Annotated in this window: 18 protein-coding genes; all 18 read right to left on the bottom strand. The window is 45.9% G+C overall.

The genetic code is table 11. The features are described from left to right. Positions 1-689: 689 nt before the first annotated feature. The 18 genes from MHI48_RS06540 to MHI48_RS06455 all read right to left on the bottom strand — a co-directional run bounded on the left by MHI48_RS06540 (position 690) and on the right by MHI48_RS06455 (position 16,326). On the bottom strand, positions 690-1,637 hold the full coding sequence (locus tag MHI48_RS06540; RefSeq protein ID WP_340032139.1) for a glycoside hydrolase family 25 protein: 948 nt from the start codon (positions 1,635-1,637) through the stop codon (positions 690-692). 517 nt (positions 1,638-2,154) lie between these two features. Further along, a complete protein-coding gene (locus tag MHI48_RS06535) occupies positions 2,155-2,655 on the bottom strand; it encodes a holin family protein (RefSeq protein WP_405143476.1) in 501 nt (166 codons plus the stop codon). 103 nt (positions 2,656-2,758) lie between these two features. After that, the gene (locus MHI48_RS06530) at positions 2,759-4,525 is read right to left on the bottom strand and encodes a tail fiber protein (protein WP_036668872.1); all 1,767 of its coding nucleotides are present in this window, start codon (positions 4,523-4,525) and stop codon (positions 2,759-2,761) included. Continuing rightward, positions 4,526-5,071, bottom strand: coding sequence for a putative phage tail protein (locus tag MHI48_RS06525; protein WP_036668870.1), 546 nt, complete (start codon positions 5,069-5,071; stop codon positions 4,526-4,528). Then, a complete protein-coding gene (locus MHI48_RS06520) occupies positions 5,068-6,126 on the bottom strand; it encodes a baseplate J/gp47 family protein (RefSeq protein WP_340936710.1) in 1,059 nt (352 codons plus the stop codon). The genes MHI48_RS06525 and MHI48_RS06520 overlap by 4 nt, the downstream gene beginning before the upstream one ends. After that, complete coding sequence (locus MHI48_RS06515) at positions 6,119-6,532, bottom strand: DUF2634 domain-containing protein (RefSeq protein WP_340936712.1); 414 nt, start codon at positions 6,530-6,532, stop codon at positions 6,119-6,121. The genes MHI48_RS06520 and MHI48_RS06515 overlap by 8 nt, the downstream gene beginning before the upstream one ends. Continuing rightward, positions 6,529-6,783, bottom strand: a complete 255-nt coding sequence (locus MHI48_RS06510; RefSeq protein WP_340936714.1) for a DUF2577 family protein — start codon at positions 6,781-6,783, stop codon at positions 6,529-6,531. The genes MHI48_RS06515 and MHI48_RS06510 overlap by 4 nt, the downstream gene beginning before the upstream one ends. Positions 6,784-6,792: 9 nt before the next feature. Next, positions 6,793-7,803, bottom strand: a complete 1,011-nt coding sequence (locus MHI48_RS06505) for a hypothetical protein (protein ID WP_340936715.1) — start codon at positions 7,801-7,803, stop codon at positions 6,793-6,795. A 13-nt stretch (positions 7,804-7,816) separates the two neighbouring features. Continuing rightward, positions 7,817-8,512 (bottom strand): LysM peptidoglycan-binding domain-containing protein, encoded by a 696-nt coding sequence (locus MHI48_RS06500; RefSeq protein WP_074093888.1) that lies wholly within the window; start codon positions 8,510-8,512, stop codon positions 7,817-7,819. Beyond that, the gene (locus MHI48_RS06495; RefSeq protein ID WP_036668860.1) at positions 8,513-10,606 is read right to left on the bottom strand and encodes a hypothetical protein; all 2,094 of its coding nucleotides are present in this window, start codon (positions 10,604-10,606) and stop codon (positions 8,513-8,515) included. It lies immediately after the preceding gene. A 201-nt stretch (positions 10,607-10,807) separates the two neighbouring features. After that, positions 10,808-11,230 (bottom strand): phage tail assembly chaperone, encoded by a 423-nt coding sequence (locus MHI48_RS06490; protein WP_036668857.1) that lies wholly within the window; start codon positions 11,228-11,230, stop codon positions 10,808-10,810. Positions 11,231-11,401: 171 nt separating this feature from the next. Continuing rightward, positions 11,402-11,860 carry a phage tail tube protein gene (locus tag MHI48_RS06485; RefSeq protein ID WP_017690162.1) on the bottom strand — a complete coding sequence of 153 codons (459 nt, stop codon included), beginning with the start codon at positions 11,858-11,860 and terminating at the stop codon, positions 11,402-11,404. A 1-nt stretch (position 11,861) separates the two neighbouring features. After that, on the bottom strand, positions 11,862-13,178 hold the full coding sequence (locus MHI48_RS06480; RefSeq protein WP_036668855.1) for a phage tail sheath family protein: 1,317 nt from the start codon (positions 13,176-13,178) through the stop codon (positions 11,862-11,864). Continuing rightward, a complete protein-coding gene (locus tag MHI48_RS06475; protein ID WP_036668853.1) occupies positions 13,178-13,387 on the bottom strand; it encodes a hypothetical protein in 210 nt (69 codons plus the stop codon). Before MHI48_RS06475 ends, MHI48_RS06480 begins: the two co-directional genes overlap by 1 nt. A gap of 124 nt (positions 13,388-13,511) precedes the next feature. After that, positions 13,512-13,931, bottom strand: a complete 420-nt coding sequence (locus tag MHI48_RS06470; protein WP_036668849.1) for a DUF6838 family protein — start codon at positions 13,929-13,931, stop codon at positions 13,512-13,514. A 281-nt stretch (positions 13,932-14,212) separates the two neighbouring features. Then, positions 14,213-14,656, bottom strand: coding sequence for a hypothetical protein (locus MHI48_RS06465; RefSeq protein WP_339299705.1), 444 nt, complete (start codon positions 14,654-14,656; stop codon positions 14,213-14,215). A gap of 165 nt (positions 14,657-14,821) precedes the next feature. Continuing rightward, positions 14,822-15,736, bottom strand: coding sequence for a pyocin knob domain-containing protein (locus tag MHI48_RS06460; RefSeq protein WP_051449610.1), 915 nt, complete (start codon positions 15,734-15,736; stop codon positions 14,822-14,824). Next, on the bottom strand, positions 15,736-16,326 hold the full coding sequence (locus MHI48_RS06455; protein ID WP_036668845.1) for a YmfQ family protein: 591 nt from the start codon (positions 16,324-16,326) through the stop codon (positions 15,736-15,738). Before MHI48_RS06455 ends, MHI48_RS06460 begins: the two co-directional genes overlap by 1 nt. Positions 16,327-16,420: the final 94 nt, after the last annotated feature.

Raw genomic sequence — 16,420 nt, 5'->3', positions numbered from 1 at the left:
TAGGACGTCGTTTGATTACTTTTATAGAAAATGAAAAAGGTTCAACAACGGATCTTGTGAGATGAATCTATGAAAATGAATGAAATTGATGCGTTTTATTTGAACTTAGGTCAATAAGCAACAGCGAGTGGGTATGGACTGGTAAGAGCAAGTTTACGTTGGTAGATTAAAAATACTGATGGGCATATGGATACTACGCTGCTGGCTACGCAATAAAGTCTGTTCCTTGAGCATGGAGTGTGGAGACCGGATTAGGTATCGTTATCGTTCGTTAGCAATGAAAGAAACTCAACATAGGCTAGGTTGTTTGATGAATCGTGTAAGTTGTTAAATCGGTGGCTTTCTCTTGCAGATTGGATGTGTAAAATGTAAGAACGAGTCATCTTGAGATGTTGGATTGTACAACAGGGAGACATTACAATAACTTCATGTGTTATGGTTTTGTCATGATGAGGAGGATTGTGTAAATAAACTGTGGTGAAAAACAATTTCGTGTAACTTACTTTACATCACATTAATCAATTAGACAAGAGATTTACAGACATAAGTCTTTAACTTTATTATATGCGTTAATATTACTTACATAAAACACAAAAAAGGAACACAGTTCGACAAAAATCGTCCCATGTCCCTTCTCCACTCAATCCACATTCAGATAAAATCCACATTTAAATTTGCTAAGAATCAGCTCACTTTTTAAACAAACCTCTGCGATGCATCACGGTAATAAAACGGTAAAAATCATAACTCGCCCCATTATCGATGCTGAACAATGGATTTTTGGTGTCATATGCCAGTGCTGCATCCACAGCTGCCTTTGCCCATACTGGAACTTCCATTTGCTGACGCGCCTGTAGTTTGTCGACCTGGGATTTGAGCGCATCAAACGTTGCTTTCTCTTCGGCTGTCATCGGTTCGCCCCCTTTCGGTGGTTCAGTTGGTGGATTCGGATGACTTGGATTCGTTGGATTGGATGGCTCCGGTGGTTTCGGAGTTGCTGCTGCGTATCTTGCTCTGAGCTGTGCCGCTGTTCCCTCGAATTCATTCATATCCACGTTGCCACTAATACCATTCACCTTGCCCGAATCCGTATACTGCCAGAACGTCCAACGCTTCCATGCCAGCTGGTCGTCCGGTACACGGGTGTTGCTGTAACGTGCGATCCACAGATCGTATGAGCTGAGTGATGTATCAAAATTCCCGGCAAATGAATTGCCCGTGTATATGATCGGTTTCACACCTGTCAGACGTTGTAATTCGGTTAAAAAAGCTTTGGCAACTGTATTCATCTGCGCTTTGCTAAGGTTGCCGGGGTTGTTCTCGTAGTCCATGACGGGTGGCAGTTGTAACGCCTTGGCGCCCCCAACTTTGTTAAGTGTGTTGGCATAATGTGCCGCTTCTGCCTTGGCACCATCGGTAGATGTCGCGCGGAAGAAGTGATACGTTCCCACCATCAAGCCCGCCGCCAGTGCTCCTATTACATTTTTCTGGTAATTCGGATCGGTATATGTCTGTCCCTCAGTTGCCTTGATGAATACAAATGTCATGCCACTTGCCTTCACCTTCGCCCAGTCAATATTGCCCTGGTAACGAGAGACGTCAATGCCCTGTGTGTTGCCCGAACTTCTCGTTTGCATGTTTCTCACACCCTTTATGCGGCAAATTGCCGTTTGTATCAGCATTTTACATCATTCGATTCAAGCGTTCCCGGGTACAAGTATAGACAGATTAGAGCATTCTGATCTATACATTGCTGATTGGATGTCACTCTCTGGATTGATGCAAAATGCTCCTATAGTTAATGCGGTTGGATTAGGGGTTGCTTGTGTGCGTGTCCCTGATGTGTTGGAAATGAACTGAGCCTTGTTCACACGGACACTCCGATGACAGAATAACCTTCCAATCGCTGTTATCCCCGGATTTTTTTGATTCTCTTTATAAAGGGGAAAATCCGGAGGATAAAGGCGAGATTATGCTTACGAAGTAGCTTTCTTTCAGAAAGCTTTTAGCTTCGCTTTTTCAGGTTTTTTCTGTCCTCTCCGTTATTGTGTGAAAATGTTAAGTTCAATCTGTATAGATGTATATAGTTCAAAAAAACTACACTTGCGATGTTCAGCAACGCTATAGTAAAGAAGACACTAAAAATATTTCAAACTATTTAACGTTATCTTGAGTTTCAGAAGGTTCAACATCCTCTGTTTCTAGATTGGAAAAAGAATCTTTGCTCTTCGGGGAGAAGTTACCGGGAAGTTCCCCGGTTCCCCCTTTGCCCTTGAGCACTTCAATGGCTTGCCGAATCACTGGCGGAATTGGAGCGCCCAACTTACCCCCGTTTTCGATAATGGACAACAACTCATTTGCGATATAAAAAAAGGCGACCGCATCCCTGAACAAATGTCCGTCTCCCAGAACACCGTCCACCAGATGAGCCACCGATACCATTGCAAATATAAATACCTTTCGTGCGATGCCGAACATGCCGATGTTGCTTTCTAGCTTGCCACTCATACCCGCCGCCGCGATACCCGTTAGGTAATCGAGGATGACAAACACGAGTAGTACACCCAGGACGCCTGACCAACCTCCGAAGAAGTAGGTTACTGAGCTGCTCATGAGTGCAATTCCCCATTTCCATAGGTTGTCCCATCGTTCCATGGTTTCACCTCCTCTTATTTTATAATAGAATTCTTGAATTGTAGGATGTTTAATTTCACCTTGAAAGTAAACAAAAGCCATGACTAAAAGGTTTACACTATTGCTATAACAGTCTCATAATTTGTTTTATTTCATTTTGTTTACCATCTTCAACTGCATACCCTATACCCATTTCGTCACCTTTCATATCAGAGACGCTTCTCAATAACGATACCTTACTATTGGTATTAATGCGATCAAATTGTTCAATAGTTCGTCTATTACCATCTAATAAATATATATATTTACCATCAGGGCTAAATTTCACATCATGAATGTAACGTGCATGAATATCTGGTATGTTAATGTATGAAACGATAGAAGCACCATCATCAAAAATACTCATTAGGTACGAGTTGTTAAACGTTACCCCCCAGTCAGTGAAGGCAATTATTTTTCCATCCGGTGACATGTGAGCACTGTAGTATATGTCGGAAGGTACTGACAGCCCCTTCGCGTATTTAACCTTGCCAGTTGGAGTGAAAGTATCATCCCCATTAATTTTCCAAACAAGCGGACCACTCTTAAGGGAAAGACTTGAAAATACAATATACCTTGAGTCGGGGGTGATACACATTTCGCGCTGCTGTATTGATAACGGTTCAAATGTTGCTGATAGTTTAGTGAATATTTCTCCGCTAATTTTAAATACAGAGACTCCTGCTGTCGTCACCGTTGGCATAAATACATACTTGCCGTCGGGGGTAAACGCAACATGCACATCTGTAGATTCTCTGGGTATTCCTGTAAAATTGTTAAGTTTAGTGAATGTATCTCCGCTACGTCTATACACCAACCATGACGTTGCCTGCTGAGTGACAACTAGGAATTTTCCGTCTGGAGAAAACGTCACACCATGTACGATAGTTGATGGTTTTATTTGCGGATCTGGTAATCTATTAAATGATATTCCATCCCATTTAAAAATACGAAGAAAAGAACCACTAGCACTTGTACCTATCGCAATGAAATCACCATATATCGACACGGAAAGTATACTCTCACTACCTGAAGCTACGGAGATTAGTTGTTTAAAAGCTGGAGTTCCATTGGAATTGATCAAATAAATTGTTGCTCTATTACCACCATACCCCACCAAGAATCTACCATCTTGACTGATTTCAATATGCGAACCAACTGCGATTTCAGTTACCTCGACAAACCGCATGTAATCAACAATTGAGACCATTTCACCTTTAGATATGTTCTCTGTAAATAATGCTGTAGACTTAATTGATCCTTTTATCACCTCCCGTTCCCCACTAACTGCTAAAAAATCTGATCCTACACGTCTAAAACTGTAAGGCTTCCCAGCCAAAAGATCACCTGCAGAGTATGCTGTACCATCTTGTTTTTTTAGCGGTATAGCACCTAATCCATTCACATTTAGCGTAGGAGCAACTCCATTTGTTACATGTGGTACAATGGTGATGCCAAACCCATCAGCAAAATTTGCAGGAATAGGGATTAGCTTTGCCGCATAAGCTGAGCTCGTACCAGTTGTCCTAGCGTAACCTGGTTGGCGTACATAATTTGATATTATCTCCATACTAACATCCCTTACCGCCTTCTCCGTCGCAGCCACTGTTTCGGACAATCCGTCCGTCTTACTAGACAATTGTACCTTCCCCTTCTGCGTCAAAGACGCATCGGGAACATCTATCTCACCCACCGCTTCAAGAAGTTCCTCTAAATCTTGCTTAGTCGCTACACCCTCATCAACCTTCTCCCAGTTCTGATCCAAATACTTATCCAGATCAAAATAGGTTGTCGATGGTGAGGAACGATCAATCTTATTCAACCCCAAATTTTGTGTTTTTGGTTCATTCATTTAAGCTCCACCTCCTGCAAATTTATCCTGCCGAGTCTGTTCAATCTCATCCCGCGTCATGCTTTCAACCTCCGCAATCGTCAAATACCGTAGACGGTAGTCCACGGTCATATGTGCCGGTTTTATATCCTCAATCGCGGCCTTCAGATCGTCCAGATTGGGCGGTAAGCCCCATGTGTCGATAAAGCGAATTCGGATCAAGTATTCCTCAGGTGACACGGATACATCAATCCCGCCACTTTCGTACGCCTGCGCCACGTTCTTGAGCATCGAACCGGAAACCTTACCACTTCCGCGCATTTTGGAAATGATTACGGATCTCCGCTGGTCATCCGGCTTGGCTTGATTGGTAGGAATCTGCAAATCCCGCTCATAACGTTCCAATGCCCAGGTCGCAGACTCCGGGTAGAATTGGTCCAGTACACTTTCCAAACCTAACGTAAGCTTGTCCAGCTCAACACCTTCGGACTCTGTAAGAAGCTGCATCTCAAGCACATTTTCATACAATGGGGGCAAAAGAGTCATTAACACCTCTGCTTTACTCATGTCACCTTCACCGTCCCAAGAACAGCTACTGCGCCGGGGGCGATCTCCAGATTGGACATACCACCATTCACTAGCAGATCGCTATAATCGATCACGGGCGGGATATCCAGAATGACATTGGCAATACGTGTCCAACGAACCAACGGATCGGCAAAAGCCAGTTCTTTCAGATACGTCGTAACTCCCGTTTCAATCAGTGTCTTCACGCCGTCGTACGTTGAACCGGAAGCAAGCGTGACCTGCACCTCCACATCAATAGGTACTTCTTCTGCTCCCACCACCGTAACCACAGGTCCGATTGGAGCAGCACCTTCGCCCATTCCATCCTGGGTTGGATCGATATACTCCTGCACCGCCTCAATAACCGCCTCAGCGGGTGTTTGCATTTCATTATTCAACAACGCCACTTTGACTGTACCGGGGCCGTCCCACAGTGGAAAAGCCTTCGCTTTGCCCACACCGGAGTTTTCCCGTGCCCATAACTCATACTGATATTTGTTGGCACTCGTAACCGGACGGGAAACTTTGTCCTGATAACGATCATATAAGGCCTGATCCGTTTCCTCGTCTTCGCCAGGAACCAGCAACTGTGTTAGTTCAGCTGTCGTCAGGCCAGCAATATAATCGATGGGCAGCAGGGCCCCCGTATATTCATTACCTTCCGCTCCCGCGACTTCACATTCCAACACATATCGCCCTGCTGCGATGCGCTCCACTATAACGTACACCCGATCCCCCGTGGAAAAACGACTCTCCAAAGGAACCTCAACAGGCTTACCTTCGTTATCCCGAAAACTCCCAACCCAACGTGCCTTCGTGGCCGCTTTCCGACTAATGCCAGACCAAGCCACCGCACGATCCAGATACTCTCCAGATGCTGTATCCGCAAACTTCAGATTGGCGTTCACATCCAATTCGATATACATCTGAGCCATTTCCACAGCCGCTGGCGCAAGCGCATCATAGATAATGCTGCCTTCACGTTTATCCACACCATCTGGCACCCTGTCCAGCATTCGGTTTATAATAACTTCAAACGTCTGCTCTTCATACATCCATGTTCACCTCCGTCTCTTCCCTGAAGCTGCCAAAATCCGTTTCCACGGTAAAAGAAACACGTACCCCGTCAGCCTTGTGGACAAACTCGAACTCGGTTACATCCGAAATGCGATCATCCGGAAGCAACGCTTCGCGAATCCAGCGTTCCAGTTCCGATTCAACCATGGATCTCCCGGCCATTCCTTCCCAGGACCATTCCATGCCGTAATCCGAGGAATAGATTAGATGCTCGTAGCGGCGTGTAGACAACGCTTTGTACACCGCCTGTTTTACCGCATCTTTTCCATCCAGTTGCAGTCTTCCAATTCGCTGTCCAGAAGCTTGAAACACATACGTCAGACTTGGAAGCACAGCAGCTTCTTCCTGATCTTCTGCGCTAATCTGCGCACCCTTTGGAATCATGGATTCACCAGCCGATCCAGCACAACAAAGCTGTCTCCACCTTGAACACGTAACAACAAGACATGGTCACCCTCGGTCCAAGCTTTGTTCACTACGGATTCCGGCAGTACCAGAAAAGGTTCAGCCAATGCCAGCCGTTGTTCAACGGTGATCTCCAGAGGCTGGGTGTTTGTCACGCTTCCGTACATTACCTGAACGGGAGACTTGGCATCTACAGCGGCCACCGCCGCCTTTTTAATCACGTCCAGCATCATTTATCGTTACACCACCTTCAAATCCAGTGACATCGTATGCACGCCCCCCTGTACCTTATGCGTACATTCGTCTACCAGAAAATATTGATTAATCTTGAGTTCATTGATCTGGATGTTGACAAAACTGCCTGCCCTCACCTTGAAATCACCAAGCGCATCCACTTTCAACGTCTGCGTCTCGCGGTTACGGAGGGTCATCAGGGTCTTCAGCATGGCATCAATCTGCCCTTCATTCAGGCCGTCATCCGCTTTTTGGTACAAAAAAAGCAGCCCCCATTGACGGATGCTGCCTGAGTCCTGATGAACAAACGTTTCTCTTTTTCCCGTATCCTTGTTATCCCGATACAGCTTGATCTTGTTATACGTCTGGTCGTCAATCGACCTTGTATAACTGTAATCCGTGAGCAGACTGTTATCCCCAATAACAAAGCCGTAAGGCATCTCTTCCACATCCCGAAGCACAAGCTTGCCGAAATCATCGTAGAAGATGTAGTTTTTACCGCCATAAATCAACGTTCGGTCGAGCGCCTCACAGATCATGTCAATCAGCTTTTTGTTATCAAATAACATGCGTGGAATCACATATTTCGGCTGAATCAGATCATCCGTTTTCAACAGGAAATCCTTTGCAATTCGTTTAATTACATCCGCAGCAGTGGCATTAACGAACTTGTACGTCTGATTCGCGGTTAGATAACGAGTCTGGTCGTATGCCTTGATTTTGACACTTTCGTCCTTGCCACTATCCACCGAGAAGATATATCCGTAAAATATGCCTACCTCGTTGCTGATATATTTCACGACATATCCATTCTCATAGGTAAATTTCTTATTTTGGTACAGACTGCCCTTGATCAACGTGAATTCCAGAGAGGAAGGCTTGCCGATACGGGAGGTTTTGTACGTAATGTCACCGGCAATTTCGCTAATGTCCCAGATGTTGCCCTGCTTGTCATCCAGCAATAACCGTTCCTTCATGTTTGCCAGCTTATCATCCAGCCTGATCTGCTCTTGCATATTCCCTCTCCTTTCACGGAAGCTTGATTACAAGTCCAATCGGCAGCTTCTTCAGTTGTGCATCTTTGATGCCATTCAGCTTTTGCAGCTCTTTCCAGCGAGATCCATCTCCCAAATGGGCTTTGGCTACAGACCACAAGGAGTCTCCGGCTTTGAGTGTGACGGTCTTGGGCTGGATTTTTTCATTGGGCCGGGAGGCTTTGGTTTTTGTTTTCGAAGCAGCCGTATCCTTGCTGTCCTTGAGTGGCACTACTTTTTTGGCGGCATAAAAAATGAACTGCTTCAGCTTGATATCATACTGAATATCCCCCACCGTACCCGCTGTCTCCTTCCAGTCGAAACTCTCAATGGAAACCGCCATATTAATAGTGTACCTTGCACTGGAAAAGAACAGTCTGACGGGTCTGCCCGTCTGCATCCAGCGGATGATCTTTTTCACATATTCATAGGGATCACGGTAAAACTGCTTCTGAATTGCCGGATGTCGCGCATCGTAATTCAGATGATACGGGCTGTAGTCTGCCGGAAAAATCCCGCTGAAACTGACTTCACGCAACTTCGGCGACTTAATCACGTTAATTTCACCCAAAGCGCTAACATTAAACGTACTGCCGTCTCCCGAATCCGAAAACTCAATGCTCTCTGGTGTCACCGGGAAAAACATGTATTCGGAGCGATTATTGAAGCTTAGTTGAATATAATATTCCACTTATCCATACACCCCCTGAGCACTGGAGACGATCTGACTGTTCAGTCCATCGGTGATTTTGCTGATGATGCTGTCCACGTCATGTCCGCTGTTGATATCCCCTGTGGTGACCTGAACGGTTGGAGTAAGGCTGACAAATCGCTGAATCGCCTGCATCTCTGCAAGCTCACGCATCAATTTCAAGTCCTCGCTGGTTACATCGACTGTTCCATCCACGTCACCGATCTTGTCCACCTGTCCGATATTGTTGATTTTGTTGATGTTACTCATGTTGCTATTGGGAACAACGGTGGGAGCAGGTGCAGTTGGCATCGATGGTATGGGAGGTGTTTTGGGAGTTGAACCGCCGAATTTCCCGGGTAATTTATCAGAGCCGTTGGGAAATAGGCCTTTGGTGGTATCCATCAAATCATTCCCCTGGCCAAATCCCTTATCAAATGCATCCTTATAATCCGCAGAAGCATCCATTCTCCACAGACTAACAACGTCCTTTTGGCTCTCAGGAGCACTCGCTTCAAGGTCACTCATTAAACCCTGTATCTTACCACTCATTGAATGAATGTTAGCATCATCCACTAGTTTAATACCGCCCCAATTGGTACCGAAAATTTTATTCAGATAGGGTATTAATTTGTTTATACCACCGATCATCCAGTTGATCTGATCTTTGAAACCACCTGCGAAATCCTCAATTCCCTTTGTAATGTTGAACAGAATTTGGAGTACAATGAGTCCCATGTCAACAAACAACTTTTGGAATGCATATGCTGGATCTCTGAATACATTGATGACAAATTCAGCCCAAGACATGAAATAATTCAGAATGGATGCAAAAATTGATTTCATATGCTCGTAAACCATATAAAAATAACCTATAATCGCTCCCACCATATCCCCAGCTGTAACTCCACATAATTGCAAAATAAAGATGAGTCCTGCAATGGCAACAATTACAAGCAAGATAGGCCAGTTAGCTACCAACCATGCCGCTGCCAGTAAATAAACCTGCGCGATTACAACTCCGAGCGTAATAATTATATTGGCTAGGAGCACTAAAGCAATGGCTGTTAATATAGGTCCGATGATAGCCCAATTTTCTTGCACAACTGTAGCAAAATTGATGAACCCATCCACGATAAATGCCACCACTTGAGCAATAATTGCGAAGGCCCCACCAATCCATTCGATGAAAACACTGAACTGACCTGAGCTTATGGCTTCGTTTAATCGGTCAAGTACAGGAGATAAAACTTCCAAAGCTCTTGTCCCGATTTCAGATAGTATTCCATTGAACTGATTCACGAGAGCCGTCCATTTTTGCAATGGAGAATCCAGCATCGTATCAAAGGCTTCTTGTGTGTAACCTTGCATTTCAAGAACCGTCTGCAAACCTTGTATAAAACCGTCAAGGTCTTTAGTCTGTATAAATTCACCCAATCCAGCCCCGGTCAATGCACTTTCCGGTATGTTGAATTGACTCGCCAAATCAGTATTCTTTCCATTCATGGCACTAACAATAGCCTTGGATGCATCTGACAGACTTTTATTATCCGGTGATAACATACTCAATCTTTGAGTCATTTCATTTAACTGATCTACCTGCCCTGTATTTTGTGCCAACGGCAAGAAGCCTAGAGAAGATTTAAGCGAATCATTAACATCCTGACCACTCTTGGAGGCTTGATCTCGATACTTATTATAGATGCTTTCCCCGAGTACCGGATCTTCTGCGGCAACCATGTAACGATATTTGAAGTCTTCTTGTTCAGCAGCAGCTTTTAACACAACACTTCCAGCGGACTTTACCATTTGCACCCACTTGGAGAGTTTGCTCAGATTATCACCCAAAGCATTGCTTGTATCATCAGCCGTATCCTCCAACTTTTCCATCAGATTAATCGTTACATTCAGTTGTTGATTTACTTCATTAAAATGGTTGGATATATTCGTCTGGTTGAATTGGTTCAGATTAATCCGGTTAATCTGGTTGAAATTATTAAGGATCTCGGTTGTTCTTACTTGAACCAGATTTAGATTATTGATCAGGGTATTCATGGACGGAGGATTAATTACATCGATACTTGTATCGGACATCTATTTCTCCCTCCTTTCCTTTTTATTTCTTCCGGGCGCGATTTTTGGACCGTTCTTTCTTCTCTTCCTCCACCCGGATGGAGATCATCGCATAGATCGCTGCTCGTTCTCGCATGGAGAAAGCCATTAATTCATGCGGCAAAATGTTTAATTCGTGGAGAGCGTAATAAGCCAGATTGGCTTCGGAATCGCCCTCTTTAATTAGTTTTTTACGTCATCCACCAGTTCGTTCATATCCTGATTGAAGCCGTTCAGCTTCTGAACTTGTTCACCGAGCGAAGCAAATTCCCCAGGCAGCAGCATTTTCCGCAAAAGCGATTCCGCCCCCATCACGCCATATGAACGCTGGAGTTCTGCGTTTTTCAGATCGGGGTACACGACACTTGCGCTCATCAGGCGAGCCATGTAATCATTCGCATCGATGTCGGGTGTGTAGACACCGTTCTTGCCCTTGATTTTGCGAGTAGCTGCCTTGCGGCATTCCTGATTTTCGTCCTCGGTCATGCTACGCAGTTTCCAAGCAACCGGCTCGCCTTTCTCATCTTTAAATCGGGGGGATACGGTAAACTCCTCCGTTGTATCTGTTGCTGCATTTTGGGCAAAAAACATACTCAATCCACTCATGTATTGTTCCTCCTCTAAAGTTAGGTCCCCCGCCGCACGAAGCGGCGAAGAACAGTATTTTGGCACGCCAAATAGCCCATAACACAGGCAAGTTGAACAGGTTTCTTTTACAAACCCGCTGTAAATTTATACTCTTTATAAATCTCAAATCATTATGCTTTCTACGCTACATTACTTCGGTAAATTGAACGATACAGGCATATCGACATCTTCAAAGGTAAAGCTCACTTCTTCCTCCAACGCCTCCGCCTCGGTATCCAGGGATGCCATGATCACACTGTCGAGATTGACACCTTTGAGGGTTACCGTCTGTTTACCAATCGTGGACGAAGGATCTTCGTTGGTCACTTCAATGTCGAAGTACGTGTCCACACCATTCTGCATGTACTGGAGCATCAGCTCGCGGAAACGTGAAGTGGTATAAAAGATTGTCATGGAACCCGAACCGGACCAACCGGTTGCTTTGTGCTGTACACCGCGACGGCCCAAGGTTTTGACCTCTGCTTTTTGTTTCTCCACTGTTGCTTCCAGCGTCTTCACATAGAACATTTCTTCCGTCTGTCCGTTAATCGTTGCGTATGCGCGGCCTTCCTGGCCGGAGATTGTGTCGCTTGCTTTCAAAAATGCCATCTTAAACCACCTTCACTTTCATATATACTTTTTCAACGGAATCCACAGGTTGGACCTGAATCTCGATCAGAATGCTGTCGGTTTCATTGCCCGGAGCAACAGTAATATCTGTTTTGGAATCAAAATTTTGAATCGCCCCAATATCCTGAAGCTGCTTCAGGTAAGTGACACATTGGGAACGGAACAGGCTGCGCCCATCTTCGTTGTTGTTCACTTTTCCGATGTAATAGGACTCAAAAATCCGTTTCATATCGTTAGCGATACCATCAAGTACACGGACTACACGGTTTTTGGCAAAATGACGTGCCTTATCCGGTGTAATGGAACGGAATGTATTCACATCCTGCTCCACCACTGCACGGTTGCTGCTCGCGGTAAAGACAAACTCGCCATTACGCAATGCTACTTCTGTCTCGCTATGTGTCAATCTGCCATTCACATCCACGGCATCATCATACGCACGGAACGTCAGGGATTCATTCAGGTTAGCACCCGCTGTTGCACCGGCAGTCCATGCTACGGTTTGTTTTGGTGACAGGACCGTACCATCTGCGAGCACAACACCATTTTTGATACTGATAATGCCTTCATGATCTGCAGCAGGATAATCGGACAGAACGAGTTGCACTTTCTTGCCCTCGGTATCACGCAAACGCTTGATGTAAGCTGTGTAGACTGACTTGAGTGTGGCATCGTCTGAGACTAGACCGACCGTGTTAAAATCCAGCACCTCTAGCTTGGTCAGAAAATCGGCATGCTCTTGGTTGGTTGCTGTACCATCCAATCCACCTGTTAGTGGAAGTGAAGCTGTAGCTGTGAGTGCACCTTCACCAGTAAATGTGACGTATGCGTTGGATTCCAAAGCTTCGATGGTAGACGCGGTTTGTTTGTCCACTTCTTTACCAGCAAGCAAAGTGGAGACATCCAATTGTTCTGGTTCATTGATATTTGCGGAGATTACAACAGACAGATCATTACCACGTACACCACCGTGATGGGCTGTCACTGTCAGTTTGTCCAAGGTTGCCTTGGCTTTGGTCCCAGCATTGAGTCGGTAAAGAAGTAAGGTCTGCGCCCGTTTCAATGCCTCGCGGATCAGTAGTAATTGCGGTGCTGTCCAGTCATAGCCCAATTTGGCTTGTACATCTTCACCTGCTTGTACGGTCAAGATGGTGCCAGCTTGTCCCCATGACAATGGCAATGCCAAAGCCACCGTTCCTCGCTCTCCTACCGTACCCGGCAATGTGCCCTCTGATGCAAAATTCATATATACGCCGGGGCGTACCTTGTTTTGTGTAGTCCATGTTCCTCCAGCCATTATTGTGCCTCCCCATTCATAAATTGTTGGATGTGTTGCTGTGCTTCTTGTAAGGTATATGTTTGTTGTTCCAGCAGAACTGCTGCCAAAATATCTTTCTCGATCCGGCTGAGTTGCCGGGATTCGGCGAACTGTGCTTTGCTGTATTTTTGGTTGTTTTTCTGTTGAGCTTCCAGATTTTTAGGTTCCGGTTCTTTTTTCGTAAACATTGCCAATGCGCCTCCTATTCCTTTCATGTTGATCCCCTCATTTGGTTGTTTAAGTTCATTTAAAGAAAAATTACACTAGCCACTCCAATTGCAGAACAACCTTCGTTACATTGAACTTATATAGTTATTCTCTCGTAGCTTTAAGTGCGGTAGGTCGCTGTTCCAATTGTCGCATGGTAGCGGCGGACTCCGACACTTTGGTGGTTCGCATGGTATAGTACACCAGCATTCGCGGCATATCGGTTTCCGTTTCCCAACGCATTTCCGTTGCACGATAGGGAGTGCCCTCCACGTCGATGGTTTCCAATGCTTCGAACAGCTGGTCTGGTAGGGTACCCGGGATATTGTCTGCTCCTAGCCAGCGAATTTCATAGGCGTGATATTGCACGAAGCGATCGCTGCGTTCCCGGGTGAGTTGGGCGTACAGCAGGCGGTAGGAGATGCCCGGGGTGGAACTAGTGCCCGTTTGCGGGAGGATCGGGATTTTCGGAAAGTGCTGCGTGAGTGTTGTAGCGATAGAGTCGGTTAATTGGTTTGTTGTCATGGTTCACCTCCTTTTTATTGGTGAGATTGAGATTAGTTAAGTTTTTCCTATCTACCAAGATTCGATATCCAGACTAACGGCTTTAAATGTAAGTTCACATGCCATATGAAAGACGTAATTGGCGCCACCCCCGTTTTCATCATCTACAATTAATACCCGTGTATGTGAACTCGTCGCTGACTTTACTTCTCCGTCTTGGGCACCGGATATCAATCTCACAGCGTTACCGGTTTCCTTGGGTATTGCACATAATTATAATCAGACATGATCATGCCTCCTTATTAAGAGTAAGAACCGCCCACACTGGCGTTCCAAATCTCTTTGTTATCCAGCAAGATCCGGTAAAGGCGAACGCATTTCCATGTGGCTACGCCGCTGTTGTTTGAAGCGTGCGCCCGCAAATAGTAGGACCCGGACAGGTTGGAAACACTCAAGCTGATTGTGGTCCTTGTCGTCAGTGAACCCCGATATGTTCGGGCGTTATATGTACCGCCGCCTCCCATTTGGTCCGTTGACGCTATGAAAATCCCATCTGATTGGATGTGGGATGAACCTTCCAATGCAAAATCAAATACAACGTTAGTTACGTTGGTCAGATCCACTGGTGTGCTTGTCACTACGGCCGCCTCACCGCCGCCTGTGCTTGGGTTGTATGCGTAACATTCCACATGGTCCGATTGTTTGGCCACATATGAATTGCTGCCCCATACGGAACCTTTCCGCATAGTCTGTACAGTGGACCAAATGGGACGCCATACTCCCCCGACTCTCGCATAAATTTGTTGGACACCCCGCCAAGTCCCCGAAACCTTGACAGACACTCTATTGGGCATTTTCCACGTGCCACCCACCTTAGCGCCTAAAGCCATGCGTTATTCTCCTCCCCTTTATCATGAGTATTGATACCAGATGTCGCCATCGTTTCCGCCAGAAGGTGCAGCAGATGAAATAATGTGCCTGTTCTTAGCATCAAGTAAAGATTGAAAAAGGTCTTGTGACCATGCTGTCCAAGTTCCATTGCTTTTAATTCGCATTCTGAATGATCCTGCACTAAATAAATCATAGGCTTTTTGAATAACCCAACTATCAGAAGACATTGCCTGAACTTCGATATACCACCATGCACCACTCGCGGTTGTTGGTGCATGGGCAATATTCTCACCAACATAGAACCCTGCAGCGACTAAATTATTGGCATTCCCATTACTGACGTTGATTGAAAGACCATTATCTTCAGTTAACTTACGCTTTTGCCACGGTGCACCTTGATCAACAATCTGCATCCACGGCCCCCAGGTATCGTTAGCAGTCGTACCAGTACGATGGTACATTCCTCCTGTCGTTCCGCCAGAAGCATATTCGTGAGTGACACCTCCGCTGTCATCATTCCAGCCCTTTAATCCATGTAATACGACATAGAGTTCGGCGGGTAAGCCAATCATTGAGCCTGATTTAAATGAGTATGCGATGTTTTTACGATAATCGCTCGGCTTTGTAGCTACTCCACGAGTATCTGGAATCAGTCTTGGAATGGCACTGTCCACAGCCGCTTTCACTGCCTTTTCCGTCGCAGCCACCGTCTCGGACGTACCGTCCGTCTTGCTTGACAACTGCACCTTCCCTTTTTGCGTCAACGACGCATCAGGAATATCCATATGACTCACCGCTTCACGGAGCGCATCCAAATCCTCTTGCGTTGCAACACCAGCATCAATCTTTTCGAAAATCATACTAATACTATCCCGGGTCACTCTTTCGTTCCCCAAAGGAAGAGGTAATTTCAATCGATCGGTTTCTTGTGGCATTACGCCCACACCTCCAGTTCATTCCACGTCAAGGACGCGGTGTCCAGTTCATCCCAAGTCATCTGTTTGTCGTCCAGATCGTCCCAGATCAGATAACGATACTCATATTCCACGGCCATATGGGCCGGTTTCAACTCTTCAATCGCACGTTTGAGATCGTCGATATTGGGCGGGATACCCATCGTATCCACAAAGCTCACCGTAAAACTCCATGCTCCCGGCTGAAAAGTTACATCCACCTTGCCCCCGGCATATGCCTCAGCCACATTCGAAACCAACCTGCCAGAGAACTTCCCGGCACCACGCAGCTTCGACTCCACTACGGCACGCCTCTGTTCCACAGGTTTGAGACGATCCGTCTCAATGCCAAGCTCTTCTTCCCAGAAGTCCAGCCCCCACGTCGCCGTGCGGACAAAAAACTGCTCCAGCGTCTCATCCAGCGCCTTGTACAGCAGATCCATTTCACTGCCTTTGGCCTGCATATCGGCCTGCATGACACGCGAAGTCTCGTAATACCTTGGCAAATACGAGAACAGCTCCCGCCCTTTCTCACTCGTCAGTCCAACATCTACAATAGAAGGAGCACTCATGCCCTGTCCCCTCCCTTCCTTGCACATCATCATGAAACGTCTCGCTCACCAGCTCTAACTCAGATCGGCGTACTTCTCCCAATCTTCCTTGGTC

This window comes from Paenibacillus sp. FSL H7-0942 (assembly GCF_045040715.1).
GTDB lineage: Bacteria > Bacillota > Bacilli > Paenibacillales > Paenibacillaceae > Paenibacillus > Paenibacillus amylolyticus.
Note: the sequence above shows the minus strand (reverse complement) of the source record. Positions and strands in the feature narration are given on the sequence as shown.

What these genes read in the sequence shown, in the direction of transcription:
- MHI48_RS06490 (WP_036668857.1), bottom strand. Translation starts at nt 11,230, where the DNA reads ATGAGTGGATTGAGTATGTTTTTTGCCCAAAATGCAGCAACAGATACA.
- MHI48_RS06510 (WP_340936714.1), bottom strand. Translation starts at nt 6,783, where the DNA reads ATGCTGGACGTGATTAAAAAGGCGGCGGTGGCCGCTGTAGATGCCAAG.
- MHI48_RS06535 (WP_405143476.1), bottom strand. Translation starts at nt 2,655, where the DNA reads ATGGAACGATGGGACAACCTATGGAAATGGGGAATTGCACTCATGAGC.
- MHI48_RS06525 (WP_036668870.1), bottom strand. Translation starts at nt 5,071, where the DNA reads ATGAGTAAAGCAGAGGTGTTAATGACTCTTTTGCCCCCATTGTATGAA.
- MHI48_RS06480 (WP_036668855.1), bottom strand. Translation starts at nt 13,178, where the DNA reads ATGGCTGGAGGAACATGGACTACACAAAACAAGGTACGCCCCGGCGTA.
- MHI48_RS06515 (WP_340936712.1), bottom strand. Translation starts at nt 6,532, where the DNA reads ATGATTCCAAAGGGTGCGCAGATTAGCGCAGAAGATCAGGAAGAAGCT.
- MHI48_RS06540 (WP_340032139.1), bottom strand. Translation starts at nt 1,637, where the DNA reads ATGCAAACGAGAAGTTCGGGCAACACACAGGGCATTGACGTCTCTCGT.
- MHI48_RS06495 (WP_036668860.1), bottom strand. Translation starts at nt 10,606, where the DNA reads ATGTCCGATACAAGTATCGATGTAATTAATCCTCCGTCCATGAATACC.
- MHI48_RS06505 (WP_340936715.1), bottom strand. Translation starts at nt 7,803, where the DNA reads ATGCAAGAGCAGATCAGGCTGGATGATAAGCTGGCAAACATGAAGGAA.
- MHI48_RS06485 (WP_017690162.1), bottom strand. Translation starts at nt 11,860, where the DNA reads ATGGCATTTTTGAAAGCAAGCGACACAATCTCCGGCCAGGAAGGCCGC.
- MHI48_RS06455 (WP_036668845.1), bottom strand. Translation starts at nt 16,326, where the DNA reads ATGAGTGCTCCTTCTATTGTAGATGTTGGACTGACGAGTGAGAAAGGG.
- MHI48_RS06520 (WP_340936710.1), bottom strand. Translation starts at nt 6,126, where the DNA reads ATGTATGAAGAGCAGACGTTTGAAGTTATTATAAACCGAATGCTGGAC.
- MHI48_RS06465 (WP_339299705.1), bottom strand. Translation starts at nt 14,656, where the DNA reads ATGCGGAAAGGTTCCGTATGGGGCAGCAATTCATATGTGGCCAAACAA.
- MHI48_RS06475 (WP_036668853.1), bottom strand. Translation starts at nt 13,387, where the DNA reads ATGTTTACGAAAAAAGAACCGGAACCTAAAAATCTGGAAGCTCAACAG.
- MHI48_RS06470 (WP_036668849.1), bottom strand. Translation starts at nt 13,931, where the DNA reads ATGACAACAAACCAATTAACCGACTCTATCGCTACAACACTCACGCAG.
- MHI48_RS06460 (WP_051449610.1), bottom strand. Translation starts at nt 15,736, where the DNA reads ATGCCACAAGAAACCGATCGATTGAAATTACCTCTTCCTTTGGGGAAC.
- MHI48_RS06530 (WP_036668872.1), bottom strand. Translation starts at nt 4,525, where the DNA reads ATGAATGAACCAAAAACACAAAATTTGGGGTTGAATAAGATTGATCGT.